An 18,008-nucleotide genomic window follows, 5' to 3' on the forward strand; every position below is an offset into this window, starting at 1 on the left:
GTTTACTTCACCGCACCGCCTGTCATTCCCTCCACAAACCATTTTTGTGCGGCCAGGAATGCGATCAGCAGCGGCGCAACAACCATGGTTGAAGCGGCCATCAATGGTCCGTAGTCATTGCCGGCCTCTTCGTTCTTGAAGGCCAAGATGCCGAGTGGCGGCGGCATCAACGACTGGTCGCGCACCGCGATCAGCGGCCAAAAGAGGTCGTTCCAATGGGCGACAACCGAGAAGATCGAGAATGCGATGACGGCCGGGAGCGCCATCGGCACGATGATTCTCCACACGATGGCGAGTTCAGAGAGGCCATCCAGGCGGGCGGCGTGCACGACATCGTCGGGAATGGTTTTGAAGAACTGCCGAAACAGGAAGATGCCGAACGGCGAGACCACATAGGGAAAGATGAGGGCTGCATAGGTGTTGAGGATGCCGAGCAGATATCCCAGCACAAAGAGGGGCAAACACAGAACCTGGTGCGGCAGCAGCAGGCCGATGAGTAACATGCCGAAGAGCAGGTCGCGGCCGGGAAACCGCAACTTGGCGAGCGCATAGGCGCAAGGCGCGCAGATGATGATCTGAAGCGCGAGGATGACAACGCAGACAAGCAGGCCGTTGCACATGTAGCGCGGCAACGGCGCTTCGGTTAGCGCTTTCGTATAGTTTTCGATGCCATAGAATTGGGCGGGCCACAGTGAAAGCGATGCGCGAAAGACCTCTCCCGGCGGCTTGATTGACAGCGACACCATCCAAACAAAGGGGACAAGGATGAGAGTTCCGGTGATGAGCAGCACAGTATGTCGAAGAATGCCGGCGGACCGCGATAGCTGCTTGTTGGCAATGCTCATTTGTAATGCACTTTTCTGTCCATGACGTGGGTCTGGACGAGAGTGAGGGTCACGACGATGGAGAGAAATACGACGGCAACCGCCGCGCCATATCCGGTGCGCAGATATTCGAAGCTCTCGCGATAGAGCGTGTACATCAGCACCTCGGAAGTGTGACCAGGGCCGCCTTGGGTAAGCACTTTAACGGTGTCGAAAGAATTCAACGCCCTCAGTGTCACAACGACGACAATGAACATGGAGACTGGCCCGAGCATGGGCAGGGTGACGGTGCGCACCCGATCGAGCCAAAGGTCCGCCCCGTCAACGTCTGCAGCATCGTAGAGATCTTGCGGGATGCTCTTAAGACCGGCGAGAAACAGGACCATGGCATAACCGAGATTCTGCCAGATGCCGATCGCAGCCAGTACCACAAGCGCCGTATTTCCGTCGCGCAACCAGTTGTAGATCGGGATACCAATCGCGGCGAACGTCTGATTGACAAGGCCGATCGTGGGATTCAGCAGTGCCTCCCAAACAATCGCCATGGCCGTGATTGTCGCCATGAATGGCATAAAGTGGATGGCGCGGTAAAAGGCGCGGCACGACTTTCCGCTTTCGATCAGAAGCGCGATGAGGAACCCCATGACGATCGTGCCAGGCACAACGACCAGAACGTAGATGATGGTGTTGAGAAGGGAGGCCCTGAAGGCGTCATCAGCAAAGACCTCGCGGAAATTGGCGAGCCCGACGAACGAAAAGGAACGCGCCCCAAACTGCCAGTCCGTGAGGGCAATGAGGAATACGCCGATTACGGGCAGCAGGAATAGGCCAAGCAGCAAGAAGACTGCCGGCCCCGCAAGGATCCAGGCTGCCGCGGCCTCTGCAAAGGCCCGCCTGCGGGCCGGCGAGGTGGTCTGAGACAAGCCAGTGCCACCGGCCGCGGACGCCGCGTCGAACGATCCGATGAGAGGAACCGGTCGGCTCATCGGGCAACTTCCCGGATCGCGGTATTCGGTTCTCGGCTCGGTGCCACATGCCGGCGCAGGCGCCATCCGTCAGCAGCAAAGAGAAGCACGCGATCCGACGAAACGCCGACATGCAACGTCTGGCCATGAGCAACATGGCTCGCGCGTTCAGCGTCCAGCCTTGCGATTAACGGCCGGTCGACGCCCGCTAGATCAAGGTGAACAAATAGATCGGCCCCCATATGCTCGATCATGCGTACTGAGCCGGTCAGTACACCATGTCCGGCGCGGTCGATGTGATGAAGCGCCTCCGGCCGAATACCAAGTGTGACAGGCGTGCCGGAGCGCGCATCCACCTCAATCGCGATGGTCGATCCGGCCACATCGATCAGGCCGCGCTCGCGCACAACACCATTGAGCATATTGATCTTGGGCAAGCCGATGAATTCCGCGATGCGCAGCTCGCTGGGATCGGCGTATATGTCCTGTGGCGGAGCAACCTGCAATATTTCGCCGTCGAGCATCACTGCCACCCGGTCCGATAGCGTCATGGCCTCAGTTTGGTCGTGGGTGACATAGACGAAGGTGCTGCCGAGCCGCCGGTGCAACTCCTTTATTTCGGCTCGCATTTGCACACGCAGCTTGGCATCGAGGTTAGACAGCGGCTCGTCCATCAGAAAAACCGCTGGTTGGCGCACCATCGCTCGGCCGACTGCCACGCGCTGCCGCTGGCCGCCGGAGAGCTGCCCCGGCTTGCGGGCGAGCAGGTGACCAATACTAAGCGAGTCAGCCGTGCGAGCGACCTCCATGTCGATCTTTGCAGCGGCGCCCACCGCACCTGGCAGCAGGCGACCGAGAATGGGCAGCCGCTGGACAGCCGAGAGCCTGCGCATGCGAAGCGGCAGCGCCATGTTGGAGGCGACAGTCATATGCGGGTAGAGCGCGTAGGACTGAAAGACCATGGCAACGTCTCTCTGCTTCGGCCGTAGTCCGTCCACCACCCGTTCGCCGATCGAGATCGAGCCCGCGTCCTGCATCTCAAGTCCCGCCAAGATGCGCAGTAGCGTCGATTTTCCGCAACCAGAAGGGCCGAGCAGTGTCAGGAACTCACCATCTGCTATCGATAGCGAAACATCGCGCAGGACCGAAACCGGACCGAAACTCTTGCGGATACCCTCAATCGACATGGATGCCATAGCTCTTCCTTCACATCGCCACGAAACGTCTGCGGACCGTTTCCGGCGCCTCGTTCGGAGGCGTTGGCCCATGTGTGACGCCATAGAAGCTCGAAGTGCTACGATCGCGTGACAACTATCGAAAAAGTCGATAGGAACATGCGGACATGCGATGATTGGCGCGGTTGGGATGGCGTGATCTCAAGAACGGAACGGCTAGAGCAGCTGGAGGCTGTCATGCCGTGGGCAATGCGACGTCTCGACCTCCTGCCTCCGATCGAGACGATCAACAGATTCCGCCGGCGCTCCCGCGGACCTTTCTTCCGGGCATGCTCCCTCGCACCTTTCCCGCGTGCTGTCAGGAAAACGAGCTTTAGCAAGCAGCTGCATACTGACCGAGCGTCGATTACCAGCTGCTTCTTCCGGGCGGCCAATCCCCCGGGGCAATCTCAGCGTCTGTGCAACACACGCCATATGCCTCTGCGGTGCAAGCAAGCATCGCAAGTTTCGATCACCTCATACAAAAGGCGCGATGGCTCAACTACTTCGGTCGCTCGTGACGGAGTAGAAGTCCTGATATGTCTGAGCTCGCAGGTTTTTCTAACTTGTTCCTTGTTGCAGGACGGCTCGAAGTCGTCCGCCCATCTAAACCCAAGACCATGTCGGCGCGAGCCGCCGCGCTGCGCGATCATGGCGCAGACCTAATCACGCTACTGTTCGACAAACGCACACTGAGCGGCAAGGCAGTCGAATTCGATATCGATTCCGCGCCTGCCCGCTTGATGCGTTCGACGCGGCTATGGTCCGACAGTGGCCGGTGGCTTCTCTTACATCTGCATTTCCATGACTTGGCGTTCGAGAACCCCACGTAAGCCATGCGGGCACACTATCGACACCTGCGCAGCCCTAACCTGAAAGCTCCCAATGTCCCCTGCCAAATCACTGCGCGCCCGCATGGCCGAGACCGGCCTTGTTCACATCATGGCGGCCCACAGCCCGCTTTCGGCCATCCTTGCAGAAGAAGCGGGATTCGACGGCGTATGGGCCTCCGGCTTCGAGTTGTCGGCGCTTTACGGCTTGGCGGACATGAGCCTGCTTTCCATGACACAGCATCTGGACATGCTGCGCGCGATCGCAGGACGGACTACGCTGCCGATCGTCGCCGACATCGATACGGGTTATGGCAACGCCATCAATGTCATTCATGCTGTCAGCGAATACGAGCGGGCTGGCGCCAGCGCCGTCGTCATTGAGGACAAAACCTTTCCAAAGGTAACGAGCCTTATTGCCGGCGGTCGCCAGGAGCTGCTTCGCATTGAGGAATTTCAGGGAAAGATCGAGGCTGCAATCACGACAAGGCGGAACCGGGACTTTCTGGTGATCGCCCGCACCGAGGCGCTGATCGCAGGCCTTGGTGAAGCAAACGCTCTGCGACGCGCGCAAGCCTATGTGGAGGCTGGGGCCGACATGATCCTGATCCACTCGAAAAGAACGGATCCTTCAGAGATCGAGAGCTTTTCTCGCGGCTGGACCGGATCGGTGCCGCTGGTGATTGTGCCGAACGCCTACCCGGATCTCCATGTCGAACGCATCAAAGCGCTGCGCAACATCCAGATGGTGATCTACGGCAATTATGGCGTTCGCGCCGCTGCAACAGCCATTCAAGAGACCTTCCGCCGGATTATCGCCGACGGTGGCGTCCAGAACGTGCATAAGGACATTTTGCCAGTAGAGGAGATTTTTAGACTTCAGCAGATGGATGAGGTCAAGGCAGCTGAGACTCGCTTCCTTCGCTGAAACACGGAATCTCGATAGTTGTCCAAATCTTCGCACGACAGATAGCACCTCGATTGCCACGACGATCCACAAACCGCTCGTGTGTTTTTGCGCTGGTTAGTCCGCATTTGTAAAAAGGTCGGACTTTCAGAAGGCGGCTACCGTCGAGTGGTGTTTCGCCCCTCAACCAGCAAGTCGATCGCTGCTCATTTCGAATCTAGGCTGTTGTTCGCTTTCGATCCTGACAATCTGGATCATTGGAACCAAGCTGTTGCAACATGCGGTCGGCCCTTGTTGGCCCGAACAGTTCTCGCCGAAGACACCTGGATCTGAAGCGACCTCGTAGCGACATGGCGGGGATCGTCTCGATTACAACACATCAGTCCAGAATTGTTACTGGTTGTCTATCGGAGTTCGTCTTGAGACTTAGGCACAATTGGTCCCTAACAGAGTCACCCGGCTTTCATAGTTTCGCCGGGGACGCCCTTTGCTATGCTATCTTGACCCAAAAAAATCACCAGTTGCGCTGAACGCGTAGGAGCAAACTCAGCGTACTCTGGCTCTTGAATTCATACATTGCAGCCGGCTTCGCAACTGCGGCAACTGTCGGTGCCGTAATCGCACCAGAGTATTTCTGATCAAGAAAAGTAGCGGCAAAATCGGCCGAGAACGCGAGGTTGTTGACCGGCGTCCAGCGAGTGATAGTACCGACGGCTGCGATGTTGAAGTCAGGGTTGCACACGCCCGTTAGCCCGAGCGCAGCCATGCCCACACTTCCGCAGATCTGAGCTTTAGCTGCGCCGGTATAGCGAACGGCGGCCCACCCGCCGTAGAATGCTGTATTCCAATAGGGATTCCAATTGTGAGTGTAACCTGCATTGAAGCCGTAAGTCTTGGTCAGCTCTAGTCCCGTGCCGGTTGCGGAACTTGCACCGGAGTAGATGGCGTCAGAGACGCCAGCAATCCCGATATTTTGGTACGCGCCAGTTCGGCTACTGCCTCCGTACATTGCCCATGCCGTCGACAAATTTTCCTGGATATTGAACAGGCTCGCGCCGTCGGTATACACGCCCTGCAAGTTGATTGAATCGCCAGCACCAGTCGGGATGTTATTGATCGACAGCGCCAACTGACCGGCCCACCCCCACTTATCGCCTGCGTGTCCACTCGTTTCGCTCCCACCGTAATACGCTGCATGGTTATTGTGCGCGGCGAGCGATGCCTGGAAGAGACCCCAGGGCTGGTCAATGCGCGTCCTGGCGATGACATCTGGAGCACGGGTACCACCGAAGCTCTGCGAACCGTAAACACCCGTCACAATACCGGCAGCCATGGCATTGGTCGTATTCCAAATGTTCGTCTGATAGTAGGCAGTCGGATCCTGCGCGGAGATTGTCGCCGTGATGCCTTGACCGAAGTCGGCGGTATAGCTCAGCTGGTTGACGCCCGTAGAGTCGCCTCCACCGCCCGGAAGACCGCTGAAATTGTTGGCCGGATAGTTCATCCACGGAGCGCTGAACTGCGAGATCGCCTTGCCCATCGTGAAGCCAGCGAACTGGATGAAGGCAAGATAGACGCCGACCGTACCGAGTCCGAGGCCGTCCCCCGAATACGATGTAACTCCTGTTCCTGTGGCGGCGGTGGAACCAGTCGTCCAGCTGAAGGTAGTCTCGAAGAACGTGCGGACCACGCCGTACCCGGTGGCGGTGCGCGTATCGATCGTGACGTCTTCGCGGGACCGAGCGCTATAGAAATTGCTGAGGCGGTTCTGCGCCCCGCCCGGCCCGCTAACCGAGGTGTTGTAAACGCTGTTCGTCCAAAATGCCGATTCAACCCGCAGGTAACCGCCCAGCTTGATGCAAGTGTCAGTGCCCGGAATGAAATAAAACCCGGCGCCGTACAGCGAGCACACCTTTACGTATTCGACAGCTTTGGCCTTGACAGGAAGCTCAGCTGCTTGTGCCCCGCCGCACGCGATTAATCCTGTCGCAGAAGCCAGAACGAATTGTTTGATCGTGCGCTGTAACTCAAAGCTCATATTTTCGAATGTCATTGCCCTTCTCCTTTCGGCCAAAACTTGTGCGGCCGAGCCAGTAGCGTCGGGGAACAAACATTCGGTGACAGACATCACATAATTCGATTGAAAGGCTCTGGTTTGGTGATGGAATAGGACGGTTATAGCCAGTGGTTTGATGACCATCCAAATGGCTGCTTTCGCACATGAGAGCTCGTGCGCGTGTGGCCTGGAACGTACGCCGGATCCGCGTCAATCGCGGTATTCCGCAAGACCAATTGGCCTACGATGCGGGGATTGACCGCTCCTATATGGGCGGCCTCGAGCGGCAACAGGCGAACCCGACAATTGATCTTCTCGACCGTATCGCCCAGACGCTAGGTGTTGATCTGTCTGAGCTATTTATTCGGCCCCCCAAAGGGGCGACGGCTCCAAAGACCTTGCCTAAAGGTCGTAAGATGGTGCGTACACCACGCAGGAAACAATAGCACTCCTCGTAGCATAGCCACTTCATGGCGCCGGCCGTAAAGGCACTGGACAGCTCTGCTGAGCCGAACATGGCGCGGTTCGAAGTCGCAAGGCGGGCGTGCCGGCGGCGCCATCGTCATCGATGTCACGATCTTCCCAACGGCTGCGAACCTTGTTGCCGATGGGCGTCAGGAACCGTCCGCGCTTAAGAGATTTCTGGAGGAAGGTAGATGCCATCATGACAATCCCGGCCATGTTCTCTTGTCATCCCCGCATCGAGACGTTGATCGCCGCGGCAACGCGGGCAATGCTGCATCGGACGCAAACTCCATGTAGAGGCTGGCGCCGGCATCGTAGCCAGCTCGATCTCGAGAGGCGACTCAACGCCCGACGCCCGCCCCGGCACCAGCACGGTACTGTTGGAAAGATTGAACAAGCAGCTGCGTCCGCTCGAAGTCGCGTGCTGTCGACTGCGAGAACATTGATCGCCCCGACTACATTCGCGCGCTTGAATATCCGCCGATAGCGATTGAAAGCCGAACCGTACGAATCGTACCGATAGCCGATTTTCGTGCGCGAGATACCAATGATAAGTAGTAATCCGGCAATACGCATCGAATAACGTGATACAGCATTCATTTTTGACAATGGCCTGCCCTGGCAACGACATTCGAGATGCTTACCGGAGGGGAAGATGGCTGCCGAACACGATGAAGTCCCCCTCAATGCAATCCGGGCATTTGTGACCATTGCGCGAGAAGGAAGCGTAACGCGCGCGGCTAGCGCGTTGGGAACAACACAGAGTTCGGTCAGCCGCTACCTGGCTGTGTTGCAGGAATACTTTGGTACAGACCTCGTGCTACGGCGAGGCCGGCGCAGCGAATTGACGGAATTCGGAAGGCTTTTCGCGAACACTGTTGCCGAGCCGCTCGATACAGTGTGCTTCACCGCCAAAAGAATGCGGCGCCGGAGCCAACCGGAAGCCAATCGGATTGTGGTCCGCACGTCGCTTTCCACTTTCGCTTTCTCCCTTCTGATTCCGAATCTCCAGGCGTTCTCTGCTGAGATGGGCGGCATAACCGTGGATGTCATTAGCTCGCTGTCTCCGCCGACCTCTTCCGATCATTTCGATATCTTGATTACACGCGACCTTTCCGTTCTCGAACCGGCAGACAATTGGGAAATCTACAACGAGGAACTCGTATGCGTGGGCTCTCCAACTCACGTGGCGGGAAAAACGCTCTCCATTGTTCGCTCAATGCCAATTCTGAACATCACATCCCGGCCGGACATATTGCCTACATGGTCGAGGGCGATGAACCTGGCCGCAAGAGACATAAAGGTAGGCGCGCGATATGATCACAATTATCTTGCCTTGCCGGCGGTCATGACAGGTAAATGTCTTCTAGTAGCGCCCGAAATCGTTGTCAGCGATCTCGTGCGTGGGGGCGTTCTTCAGGTGATACCAGGATCGCGCACTCCCAGTGGCATGCAATATCGAGCCTATGCGGTCGATCGCAGTGACAATCCAGAAGTCGCTCGTGCTTTTTGTCGATGGGTAGCTCGGCTCTGCAAAAAGGCCGCAATTCCGGAAGCCGCCTGACATCGCATCAGGCTATGTCAGATTCCATCAATCGATCCGATTGCAGATACATAGCTCAGCAGAGCGGACCGGATTTGCGGATTTCTGATCGAATGTGCTCGGCCACCACGCTAACCACCAATGGAGAGCTTGCCGCCTGCGGCCATAGTTGTCGAGGTTTGCGCGCCGTCATGATATTCACCCTTCTAGGAGGCGGCGTTCATAAGAGCTCAAACATGATCCCTCAGGTTTCCTGGTGCGCTATCTCGAACTGGCCCGTTGGAGACCCCGAACCCTCAACCTGGCCGTGGCGGCTTTGCCGATGCTGGTCCGGCATCCAATATCCGGACTTCAGCCACGACGATGATCGGCGAACAGCTCAGGAAGGATCGTTCTTGTCTTTACCCTTGCGACGGAGCAATGCGCGATAGCCTCCTCGCATGAGATGCAGCCCTAGCTGGACCAGGCGAATGGTCCGGCTGCGCAGATCGTGTGTTTTCCAGCCTCGATCGGGAATGCGATGCATGCCAAACAGACCTTGCGCGATCTTGCGATAGCTATTTCCTTCCAGCCGCCCATCGACTGCACGCATGGCGAGGATGAGCCGATGGCGAGCCTGGATCGATAGAGAAAGAGGAGGTGGTCCGATGGCGCGATGTTCGAGCGCCAACCAAAATCGGCGTGCCGCCTGCAGACGAACGTCGAAATTGCGGTCCAGCGGCAGGTCAACGGCAACCAATAAGCCGCTCGCTGGACGCTTTCTTAGCCAAAGGCGATGCTTCGCTCCGCCGAGCGGCACGATGGCATGCCATCCATCTTGCGAATGACGAAGCTCGCTGCCCACCAGGTTGCCGAAATCCAACTCGTACCCTTCGTACGCCGGCGTGCAGATCGCCGCGCGGACGAACAGCACGGTCGACAGCGCCTCAGGTGCCCAGAAAATGGCTTGCTCGTCGAACGTCTTTTGCGGATCAGCTGCAAAACGTCAGCCCCCACTTCCGCCGGAAGTGATCCGACGTCGCGCTGGATTGTTCGCTGCTGAAGTCTTGTTGATACTCGCGATCGCGGCGAAGCCACTCCCAGGCTATGTCCGCAGTTTCTGCTTTCCTGGTCTCATCGTAAGCGCTCTCTGATCTCCAGTCGGCACCTGGCATTGCACTGTTTTCCCCGCATGTTCTTGATGCACGCGCAAGGACACTGGACTGACAATTGTGACCATTTCTGGTTGCACCGATGGAGTTATTCAACGCTGATCTACTTAGTCGATGGAACGATCTACATATGCGATGGGAAAGACGTCAGGCCCATTCAGATGGCGTCACTCTTCACTTTTCGGCCAACCGTGGCGAAGGAGATCACGATAGCCATGACGCGCCGCCCACTTGGCGCGAGCCAGATGACTGTCGAAAGCACGGCGCGCGCGATCGGGCTCAAGGGTCGGATCGATACCAAGCACAATGCGCGCGACTTCGCGCCAATCCGCATTATCGGATTCAGCATCGAGCAGACGCATATAGGTCACGGCATGCAGCTCATCGTACGGCGTGAGTTCGGACGCGCTGGGCGCCAAATCTGCGATCTTCGGACCGGCCGGCACTACCTGGAACTCCTTCCAGACTGAAACTTCCATCTAAATCAAAGCGTTCGTAGCCGTATTCATGGCATCTTGGTACCGGCGATTTGTCGCGATGCTGCGCGAATATTCCTGCCAAATGACGGCCGCCATATTCGCTCGCTCCGACGCAAACGGCTGCACGCTTCGTGCCTGCGAAGAGGGATCGATACGTGCGGTTTGTCGGGCAAAACCACACGCGCTCGCTGCTCGATGATTTGGCTGCGCGGCTTGGCCGGTTGGCGAGCATGCTGACTCCACGTGGCCAATTTGCTATTGGTCGCGCCGCCGACAAGCAAGCTGAGGTAACTTGGTGGGCCATCCATTTTGCGCGCGTCAACAGACCAATGCTCCCCACGGGGGGCATACTGCCTTAACGATCTGGGATCGGCATGCAGCCCGGTCCGTGTCTTCATTCCAGTCGGCGCCGACGCCTCTCGCCAACACGCCACCAGATGCTGCTCGTAATAGGTCGTCAGTATCGGCTCATTTAGCGTGACATCGGTGACATCCGGATTCACTGGCCTTTTCATTGAAGCTTATGCCCGGAGACAGCTCATCTGCATTCTGAACTAACTTACCGTAATAGGATTGTTATAGCCAGTGGTTTGATGGTCGGCCGAATGGCTGCTTTGGCGCATGAAAGCTCGTGCGCTAGTGGCTTGGAACGTGCGCCGGATCCGCGTAGGTCGCGGCATTCCGCAAGAGCAATTGGCTTACGATGCCGGGATTGACCGCTCCTATATGGGCCGTATTGAGCAACAAAAGGAGAACCCGACGATTGATCTTCTCGAGCGTATCGCTGAAACGTTAGAGGTTCATTTATCCGAGTTCTTTGTTCAGCCAACCAGAGGTGCAACGGCTCCGAAGACCTTGCCTAAAGGTCGCAAGCCCAAGCGTCCGCATCGCAAGACGAAATAGCACTGTCAGATGGGAGCCCAGTCCGTGTAAAGGCAGTGGGCGACAGCTCTGCTTGAGTTGTTGAAAGTTGCAGAGTCAAAGCCTGCCAACTTGACAGAAAAGTTAAACTGGCCGGCCGGCTAATGTTCGGCGGAACTCGGCAATCCGGAGCATGAAATTCGCATTGGTCCTCAGGGGGCGAGATTCTCTGCACATGCTCCTGAGACAGGAATCCTCAATCGACATCCACACCGGCACAGACCCGGATACGGTCGAAAGAACGCTCGATGGCGGATTGAGCGGCCTCGCGCGCGAGAACGACGTGGCAGCAGCGGGCGAGAAAAAAATCTTTCGATCCTCTCCACCGCTCGAGGAAATCGGGATCCGAAGCGGGGACCGTTCCGGTTCAATTCGGCGAGTTGGACGAAATTGCCGCCGAAGGAACTGAACGGCGCAGTCCCCTTGAAGGCTCCGGCATCGAGGCAACGATACGTCAGTTCAGCCAGTCCTTCTGCTGAAACGGTGACGAAGTTGTAAATCAAGTGGTGTCTTGATGCTTGGACCGCCCGCCGGGGCCTTCCACGTGGCCACATAGCCGGCGACCACGGGACCCAGACAGCCGGGGTCCGCTCCTCCGGCAGTAGCGCGTGCGGTTGGAGGCGGGATTGATCCATCATTCCGATCGAGGCGTGCGGGCCGGATTCAATCAATCGTCGCAACACCAGACTTTGGAGGTTGCGATGAGCATTCGAAAGCGACGATCAATACGATCTGGACGGGCGCCATTACCATCCCTGGGACGGCCGCCAGTTGCTGAGTAACTGAACTTCAACGATTCTGGTTGGGGATTGCGCAGAGAGCGACCAGCGAGGATGCTGGCTCGCCCAGATGCCTTCTGAGTTGCGCAGGCGGCCGATTGTCGGCTGCGTCCTACAGGACGGAGGCGATTAATTGGTGTAGACGGCAAACAACGAGCCGGATCAGTGGCGTTGGCCAGAGAGAGAATATATAGAAGCGTCGAATATCTCAGTAAGGCCCTTCTCGGTGGTTGTTGATCGTCGTGTAGCGTCCGCATTTTGGCAGGACAACTCCGGCGGCCTGACACCGCATTTGCACGATCCGCAGTTCACCTGCTCCGTTCGATGCGCGGCAGGCGCCAACGCCAGGTAGCGCCTTCTAAGGCGTTCTAATGTGCGCGGCTCGGCCAGCGAACGTTGTAAAAAGCCCGCCCCGATTGAAGACTTTCAGCCTCGATTCAACTTGTGTGAAAATCGTTGTTGAGAACCCTTAGCTATCATGCATCGGACGGACCTCTCGCATCTCTTACGCGTGTCATCCTATGAGGCGTACTGGGCGGGCTCAAGACTTTGTCCCTCATGGCAGCAACTCGTCAAGCGCCTCTGCCGTCGTCTTCCAGACTAAGGTCTTTCTCGGTCGAGCATTGAGGGCTGCGACGGCGGCGATTTCGTCAGCGCTGTGAATGCTCAGGCCAGTACTTTTCGGGAAGTACTGACGCAGCAAACCATTGGTGTTCTCATTTTTGCCACGCTGCCACGGGCTTTGCTGATCGCAAAAAATAGACGCCAGCGCCGATCTTGAGACGATCATGCTGGGCCATTTCCTGATCCCAGGTCAGCGAACGGCGAAGTGATAATGGTGCGCGTAATCGCGTCGCGCACGGCTTCGGCACCGTGTCTCGCCAGCGCCGGGCCGTTCTTCATGTGAGAATTCTCGCCATGCCCTCCGAGCCGAGGAAGGTAAAGCAGCATCGTGAAGCGCGTGGAACGCTCCACCAACGTACCGATTGCCGAACTGCCAAGCGGGCATCGCGCGATGGGCTGCTTCGGCGGGCGTTCGCTGATCATGATTTCCGGTGAGAGAAAATCATGGCCTCGGCGGCGTACGCGCGCTCTGGACACCCTCAACACGCGCATCCCCCGGCCTCGGTTTCGCTTGTCATCCCAGAACGCTTCTGCTTATTCAATCGAAGCGCGTCACTCCAACCTTGTTTTGATCAGGTACGACGGCAGAAGGCGCTGTCGCGACGCTTCCTGGTGGCGACACGCGCTACGACATCAACCTCGCATCTGCCGCATCTCTACGCTACGCCCCGGCGGACCATCAGGTCGCGTAGTCCGGACTGATGCGATCGAGGCGGCGTTTGAGCGCCGCCCAGGGGCGCTGGCTCTGATTGTATCGATTATGCTTGCACTGCGCCGCCGTGTAAGCGACGACATGCTCGGACGGTAGAATAATTTTTTGTCCACCTTGCATAGCCGCAATCTGAATGCGGCAAGCTAGCTCCAATTGGTACATGTTGAGGAATGCTTCGGAGACGGTGCGTCCCACGGTGAGCAAACCGTGGTTTCTCAGGATCATCAGATCTTTGCCGCCGAGATCACGCACCAGCCGCTCGCGCTCGTCGAGATTGAGCGCGATGCCTTCATAGTCGTGATAAGCAATGCCGCCGTAGAGAATCATCGATTTTTGGCTCAACGGCAACAGCCCCTGCTCCTGCGCAGCCACCGCAATGCCAGCGACCGTATGCGTGTGCATGACGCATTGGGTGTCCTTGCGTCCCATGTGCACGGCCGAATGGATCGTGAAGCCAGCGATATTAATCTTGGACTCTTCCTCCTCCTCGATGACATGCGTCTCCGGATCGACCACGACGAGGCTCGAAGCCGTGACTTCGTCGAACATCGTGCCGTACGGATTGAGGAGAAAACGGTGTTCCCCGCCAGGCAGGCGTGCCGATAGATGAGTGGCAATCAGGTCGTCCATGCAGAAATGGGCGATCAGGCGGTAGGCTGCGGCCAGATCGCAGCGAATCTCCCATTCCCGGGAGGCATCATTATCCATGTCTTTTCTCCTCAGACCGATTCATTGCACGTGGGAAGATGCTTGAATGCCGGATCTAGTCCCGCGCCATTTCGAAGTGTTCGCTCGATCGATCATCGTCAGAGAGCGCGTTCCGCCGTTTCATATCATTGCTCCTCCACGCCAAGCACGCGCGGCAAAAAGGTGGGTAGTCACAACAGGTGGCTTACGAAGATAGGGCAGGAATGGAGGTTTGTACAAATTATGCGCGCGGCTCGGTCGGACCCCTTATTCTGGAGGAACTAAACCACGGCTATGTCACTTGAGCAGCTACCGCATTAGATAGGGCTAAGAGCGTTGAAGGACCGTTGCGGTATCGAAGCCAAGCTCATCTGCCGTCCCAAAATGGCCAACCGGATTTCGATTGAGACTGCCGCGGTGGAGGGCGGCGTCAGTTGGCACAGTCAGATAGTCAGAATCCACCACGAACCAATACAATTGACCACGACGCTGCGAGGCGTCCCTGGCTGCCTTCTGATGAGGCCAGCGCGTTCCAGCGTCAGCACCATTTTGTGAACCGAGGGCGGGCTGACAGGAAAATACTCTTTCATGTCGGTTTCCGCCGGGGCTCTGCAGTTTAGCCGCGTATAGAGGTGGATGAAGGCAAGGTACTGCCCCTGTTTGGACGTGAAGGGTTTTGCCGAAGGACTCACGCCGGCCATCAGATTCAGTTGTTCGTGCGAGCCTCGATCAAGGAGGCAGTCATGTATGTACGATCTCGGGTCGAACTGAGCCAAGTCGAACGCACCGAACTCAAGACGCTGCTCGGCGGCGGCAAGCATGCGTCCCGCAAGCTCAAGCGAGCGCAGATTTTGCTGGCGGCCGATGCCCTGATCCCGGCCGAGTCCGGATCGGCTCGAACGTTACGATTACGAGTATCGTCGCAAGGGCACCGTCAACTTCTTCGTCGTGCTCGACGTGCATCGCCCCTGGCGCAAGGCCAAGTCACCGACCGGCGTGCCGCAGACCACGCCCAATGCATGCGCGAACTCGTCGATATCCATTATCCCGACGTCGAGACCGTCTGGTTCGTCCAGGACAGACCCATTCTGCCGGCGTGCTCTATCCGGTATACCCGCCTCCCGAAGCCAGACGTATTTTGCGGCGGCTCGAGTTCCACTAGCCCCCCAAGCACGCAAGCTGCTCAAGATCGAGATCGGCGTCTTGCGGGGACAGTGCCTCGATCGCAGGCTCGACGCGATGTAGCAATCGGCTTGCAGGATACCGGCGAAGGCGGCCAGATGCTTCTGGGGATGCTCGCCTCGTCGGTCGCTCGAGGCGTAATAGACTGCCGCCAGCAGCGCAGGCCCGGCAAAGGGCCGGTCATCCCGCACATAAGTGCGGCTCCGTCTGGTCGTGCACTTGCCCTTCGCCAGGATACGGATGGTGGTGTCGTCGCCATGAAGGCGCTCGGCAGCGAGTACATGGCGTTCGACCAAGTGGAAGAGCGGCACCTCAATGACGTTCGATGTCATCCGGCCATGGTTTGCGCACCGGCCGCTTGCGCATGAAGGGGCGGACGTTCTGCGTCTTCGCCGCTGCGGCGTGCGCGGCAAGCTCATCCTCGCTCGCCGTTGTGACGAGTTCTTCGAGCTTCAGCTCCAACTGCTCGAGCAGCCGCGCCGTGCGCTCGGAGCGCTGCCCGTACAGGTCGCGTTTGAGCTTCTCGATCCGCAGCTCAAGATGCGCGATCAGCGCCTCGTTGTCCGACAGCTCCGCCCGCGCACTGGCAGCCACTGCCTCGGCTCGCAGCCGCGCCTCACGCTCGGCCTGCAGCGCCCGCCAAGGCACTCGCAAGGTCCGATGGAAGATCGTCCGGCTTCGATATCATGAAGCCATTGAATCAGATCGAGCAGCAGATTCAAACCGCAAAAGCGGCAATCCGACCCGCGTCGGACGATGGGTTTCTTGAGGGTTGCGCCAATCGATCCCGGACAACAGATAGCCCAACTGCGCCGGAGAGATCGTTACCGATTCACCGGCAACGGATGGCCAGACGAACTTTCCTCTCGCGAGTCTTTTGGTAAACAGGCATGCTCCCTGGCCATTATGCCAGATCACTTTCACAAGATCGCTCCAACACGCGACATTCTACATACAGTCTTCGAAGCGCGACAATTGCATATCCGTGGCACCCGCTTTTTGGGCGGACGCTTCAGGTCGCGCCGTTCCGACGCGGCAAGGATTTGAAATGCATCTACATGGAGGAACGGCGCGGGTTCAGTCGTGAGGTGCCCAATTGGATGTTCGACGAAAGTTACTGTGCCGGCATGGCGCTTGGACCGCCGCAGGTCAGTATTGATGGACTCAACGAGCTTGCCGTTGTTCTGAAGCTTCTCGGAACGAATCAGGCCCCGGGCGTACGATCTCGTCCTTCGATGAAGAGGGAGAAAGGACGTGCGCAGAAAAAGCCAATATCGCGAGCCGATTCAACTGGGGCTGGATCTGGGTCGTCGGATACCCGAGGGCCCGCTGGGCGCCAATCCCAAAGGCCTGATCCAGGCGCTCGCCGACCTCCTGCTGGAAGCGGCGGGCATCGAGACCGTTCAGATGACGGGAGGTGATCATGAGCATCAAGATCACGCCTGATCACCTCAGTCGCGCCGCCATCGTCTATGTTCGCCAATCGACAATGTCCCAAGTCATGGGCAATCTCGAAAGCCAGCGGCGACAATACGACCTGGCACAGGCCGCTGAAACCGCCGGATTTAAGTCCGTGACGGTCATTGACGACGATCTTGGCCGCTCAGGTTCCGGCAGCACCCAGCGGCCTGGATATGGCGTGTTCAGGCGACGTCGGTGCCGTCTATTGCATCGAGGCATCACGGCTGGCGCGCAATGGGCGTGACTGGCATCATTTGATCGACCTATGCGCGCTCGCTTCGCGTTGGTCGTCGATCCCGACGGTGCCTACGATCCGCGGCTTGTCAACGACCGCCTGCTTCTCGGACTGAAGGGGACGATGTCGGAGTATGAGCTGAGCCTGCTTCGCCAACGTGGAATCGCCGCTCGAGACTCCAAGGCCAAGCGCGGCGAGTACCGCTTCATGCTTCCACCAGGATTTTGTTGGAATGAGCTTGGGAAGATCGAAATCGATCCCGACGAACATGTGGCGGGAGTGATTCGACTCGTCTTCACGAAGTTCCGCGAGCTCGGCAGCGCCCGGCAGGTCTTTCTTTGGCTGCGCGCCGCCGACATTAAGATGCCTGTGGTCCTGAGGAACGTTCAAATCTACAAGCTCAGCTGGAAGGCGCCGGCCTATCACTCGGTGATGCAGATCTTGCACAATCCGCTCTATGCTGGCGCCTATGCGTTTGGCCGAATCGCTCAGAAGACACGGATCGTGGACGGTCGCGCCCGCAAGGTCAGCGGGTTCAAGAAGCCACGGGAGGAATGGAATGTTCTCCTGCGCGGCAATCATCCCGGCTATATCAGTTGGCAGGAGTACGAAGATAATCAGAAGCTGCTGCTGGAAAACGCGCACATGAAGAAGAATTGCTCGCGTAAATCGGCGCGCGGGGGACGCGCACTTCTGACTGGCTTGATGCGGTGCGGACGTTGCGGGCGGATGATGCGTGTGTTCTATGGCCAGGCCAGGGGGAATGCCCATCGTTATCAATGCCGCGGCGATGACGCCCATGTTGGTGCAGGCTTATGTATCGGTATCGGCGGAGTGCGGGTCGATCGTGCGGTCGCGCTGCAAATCCTCGAGGCTGTCTCCGATCGGGCTGTTGAGGCAGCGATATTGGCGTCCGACCAGGTTGAGCGCTCGAGAAAAGAGATCGGCGGCCGCCGTCGAACGGGGGCTTGAA

18 protein-coding genes and 3 pseudogenes are annotated in these 18,008 nt (G+C 58.0%); 9 read left to right on the forward strand and 12 right to left on the reverse strand.

Going from position 1 to position 18,008, the window contains the following annotated elements; genetic code table 11:
- Nucleotides 1–2: 2 nt before the first annotated feature.
- The 3 genes from PMN64_RS07955 to PMN64_RS07965 are packed head-to-tail and all read right to left on the reverse strand — an operon-like array spanning nucleotide 3 to nucleotide 2,985.
- The gene (locus PMN64_RS07955) at nucleotides 3–845 is read right to left on the reverse strand and encodes a carbohydrate ABC transporter permease (RefSeq protein WP_411780294.1); all 843 of its coding nucleotides are present in this window, start codon (nucleotides 843–845) and stop codon (nucleotides 3–5) included.
- The gene (locus PMN64_RS07960) at nucleotides 842–1,810 is read right to left on the reverse strand and encodes a carbohydrate ABC transporter permease (RefSeq protein WP_411780295.1); all 969 of its coding nucleotides are present in this window, start codon (nucleotides 1,808–1,810) and stop codon (nucleotides 842–844) included. The genes PMN64_RS07955 and PMN64_RS07960 overlap by 4 nt, the downstream gene beginning before the upstream one ends.
- Complete coding sequence (locus tag PMN64_RS07965) at nucleotides 1,807–2,985, reverse strand: ABC transporter ATP-binding protein (protein ID WP_411780296.1); 1,179 nt, start codon at nucleotides 2,983–2,985, stop codon at nucleotides 1,807–1,809. Before PMN64_RS07965 ends, PMN64_RS07960 begins: the two co-directional genes overlap by 4 nt.
- Before the next feature lie 557 nt (nucleotides 2,986–3,542).
- Between PMN64_RS07965 and PMN64_RS07970 the strand changes: the two genes are divergently transcribed.
- Nucleotides 3,543–3,836, forward strand: a complete 294-nt coding sequence (locus tag PMN64_RS07970) for a hypothetical protein (protein ID WP_411780297.1) — start codon at nucleotides 3,543–3,545, stop codon at nucleotides 3,834–3,836.
- 52 nt (nucleotides 3,837–3,888) lie between these two features.
- On the forward strand, nucleotides 3,889–4,761 hold the full coding sequence (locus PMN64_RS07975) for an isocitrate lyase/phosphoenolpyruvate mutase family protein (protein ID WP_411780298.1): 873 nt from the start codon (nucleotides 3,889–3,891) through the stop codon (nucleotides 4,759–4,761).
- Nucleotides 4,762–5,254: 493 nt separating this feature from the next.
- Here PMN64_RS07975 and PMN64_RS07980 read toward each other — a convergent pair whose 3' ends face one another.
- Nucleotides 5,255–6,793: a porin gene (locus PMN64_RS07980; RefSeq protein ID WP_411780299.1), complete on the reverse strand. Its 1,539-nt coding sequence runs from the start codon at nucleotides 6,791–6,793 to the stop codon at nucleotides 5,255–5,257.
- A gap of 167 nt (nucleotides 6,794–6,960) precedes the next feature.
- On the opposite strand from PMN64_RS07980, the gene PMN64_RS07985 reads away from it, so the two are divergent.
- Nucleotides 6,961–7,242 (forward strand): helix-turn-helix domain-containing protein, encoded by a 282-nt coding sequence (locus PMN64_RS07985; RefSeq protein ID WP_411780300.1) that lies wholly within the window; start codon nucleotides 6,961–6,963, stop codon nucleotides 7,240–7,242.
- A gap of 674 nt (nucleotides 7,243–7,916) precedes the next feature.
- Entirely contained in the window at nucleotides 7,917–8,825 is a 909-nt protein-coding gene (locus PMN64_RS07990) for a LysR family transcriptional regulator (protein ID WP_411780301.1), read from the forward strand.
- A 358-nt stretch (nucleotides 8,826–9,183) separates the two neighbouring features.
- Here the strand turns inward: PMN64_RS07990 and PMN64_RS07995 are convergent, their stop codons facing one another.
- From PMN64_RS07995 to PMN64_RS08005, 3 genes are all read right to left on the reverse strand, one after another.
- Nucleotides 9,184–9,717 (reverse strand): DUF2285 domain-containing protein, encoded by a 534-nt coding sequence (locus PMN64_RS07995; protein ID WP_411780302.1) that lies wholly within the window; start codon nucleotides 9,715–9,717, stop codon nucleotides 9,184–9,186.
- Nucleotides 9,718–9,775: 58 nt separating this feature from the next.
- Nucleotides 9,776–9,958 (reverse strand): transcriptional regulator domain-containing protein, encoded by a 183-nt coding sequence (locus PMN64_RS08000; RefSeq protein WP_411780303.1) that lies wholly within the window; start codon nucleotides 9,956–9,958, stop codon nucleotides 9,776–9,778.
- A gap of 164 nt (nucleotides 9,959–10,122) precedes the next feature.
- Nucleotides 10,123–10,434, reverse strand: coding sequence for a DNA -binding domain-containing protein (locus tag PMN64_RS08005; protein WP_411780304.1), 312 nt, complete (start codon nucleotides 10,432–10,434; stop codon nucleotides 10,123–10,125).
- Nucleotides 10,435–11,055: 621 nt separating this feature from the next.
- On the opposite strand from PMN64_RS08005, the gene PMN64_RS08010 reads away from it, so the two are divergent.
- Entirely contained in the window at nucleotides 11,056–11,337 is a 282-nt protein-coding gene (locus PMN64_RS08010; RefSeq protein ID WP_411780305.1) for a helix-turn-helix domain-containing protein, read from the forward strand.
- A gap of 1,353 nt (nucleotides 11,338–12,690) precedes the next feature.
- On the opposite strand, the pseudogene PMN64_RS08015 reads toward PMN64_RS08010, so the two are convergent.
- The 3 genes and pseudogenes from PMN64_RS08015 to PMN64_RS08025 all read right to left on the reverse strand — a co-directional run.
- Nucleotides 12,691–13,247 (reverse strand): annotated as a pseudogene (locus tag PMN64_RS08015) (IS30 family transposase); the annotation flags it as partial.
- Between the two features lie 190 nt (nucleotides 13,248–13,437).
- Nucleotides 13,438–14,178 (reverse strand): class II aldolase/adducin family protein, encoded by a 741-nt coding sequence (locus PMN64_RS08020; RefSeq protein WP_411780306.1) that lies wholly within the window; start codon nucleotides 14,176–14,178, stop codon nucleotides 13,438–13,440.
- Nucleotides 14,179–14,600: 422 nt separating this feature from the next.
- Nucleotides 14,601–14,978: a LexA family protein gene (locus PMN64_RS08025; protein ID WP_411780307.1), complete on the reverse strand. Its 378-nt coding sequence runs from the start codon at nucleotides 14,976–14,978 to the stop codon at nucleotides 14,601–14,603.
- 64 nt (nucleotides 14,979–15,042) lie between these two features.
- Between PMN64_RS08025 and PMN64_RS08030 the strand changes: the two are divergent.
- A pseudogene (locus PMN64_RS08030) lies at nucleotides 15,043–15,390 on the forward strand (IS630 family transposase); the annotation flags it as partial.
- An 8-nt stretch (nucleotides 15,391–15,398) separates the two neighbouring features.
- On the opposite strand, the pseudogene PMN64_RS08035 reads toward PMN64_RS08030, so the two are convergent.
- Nucleotides 15,399–16,027: pseudogene (locus tag PMN64_RS08035) on the reverse strand (IS66 family transposase); the annotation flags it as partial.
- A complete protein-coding gene (gene tnpB / locus PMN64_RS08040) occupies nucleotides 16,024–16,263 on the reverse strand; it encodes an IS66 family insertion sequence element accessory protein TnpB (RefSeq protein WP_411780308.1) in 240 nt (79 codons plus the stop codon). The gene tnpB and the pseudogene PMN64_RS08035, both read right to left, overlap by 4 nt.
- Nucleotides 16,264–16,593: 330 nt before the next feature.
- Between tnpB and PMN64_RS08045 the strand changes: the two genes are divergently transcribed.
- From PMN64_RS08045 to PMN64_RS08055, 3 genes are read left to right on the forward strand one after another with little or no spacing between them, the layout of a single operon-like run.
- On the forward strand, nucleotides 16,594–16,785 hold the full coding sequence (locus PMN64_RS08045) for a hypothetical protein (RefSeq protein WP_411780309.1): 192 nt from the start codon (nucleotides 16,594–16,596) through the stop codon (nucleotides 16,783–16,785).
- Nucleotides 16,763–17,044, forward strand: a complete 282-nt coding sequence (locus tag PMN64_RS08050) for a recombinase family protein (RefSeq protein ID WP_411780310.1) — start codon at nucleotides 16,763–16,765, stop codon at nucleotides 17,042–17,044. Before PMN64_RS08045 ends, PMN64_RS08050 begins: the two co-directional genes overlap by 23 nt.
- Nucleotides 17,045–17,065: 21 nt before the next feature.
- Entirely contained in the window at nucleotides 17,066–18,007 is a 942-nt protein-coding gene (locus PMN64_RS08055; RefSeq protein WP_411780311.1) for a recombinase family protein, read from the forward strand.
- Nucleotide 18,008 lies beyond the last annotated feature (1 nt).

The sequence above is a fragment of the Bradyrhizobium sp. UFLA01-814 genome (assembly GCF_046718885.1).
GTDB lineage: Bacteria > Pseudomonadota > Alphaproteobacteria > Rhizobiales > Xanthobacteraceae > Bradyrhizobium > Bradyrhizobium elkanii.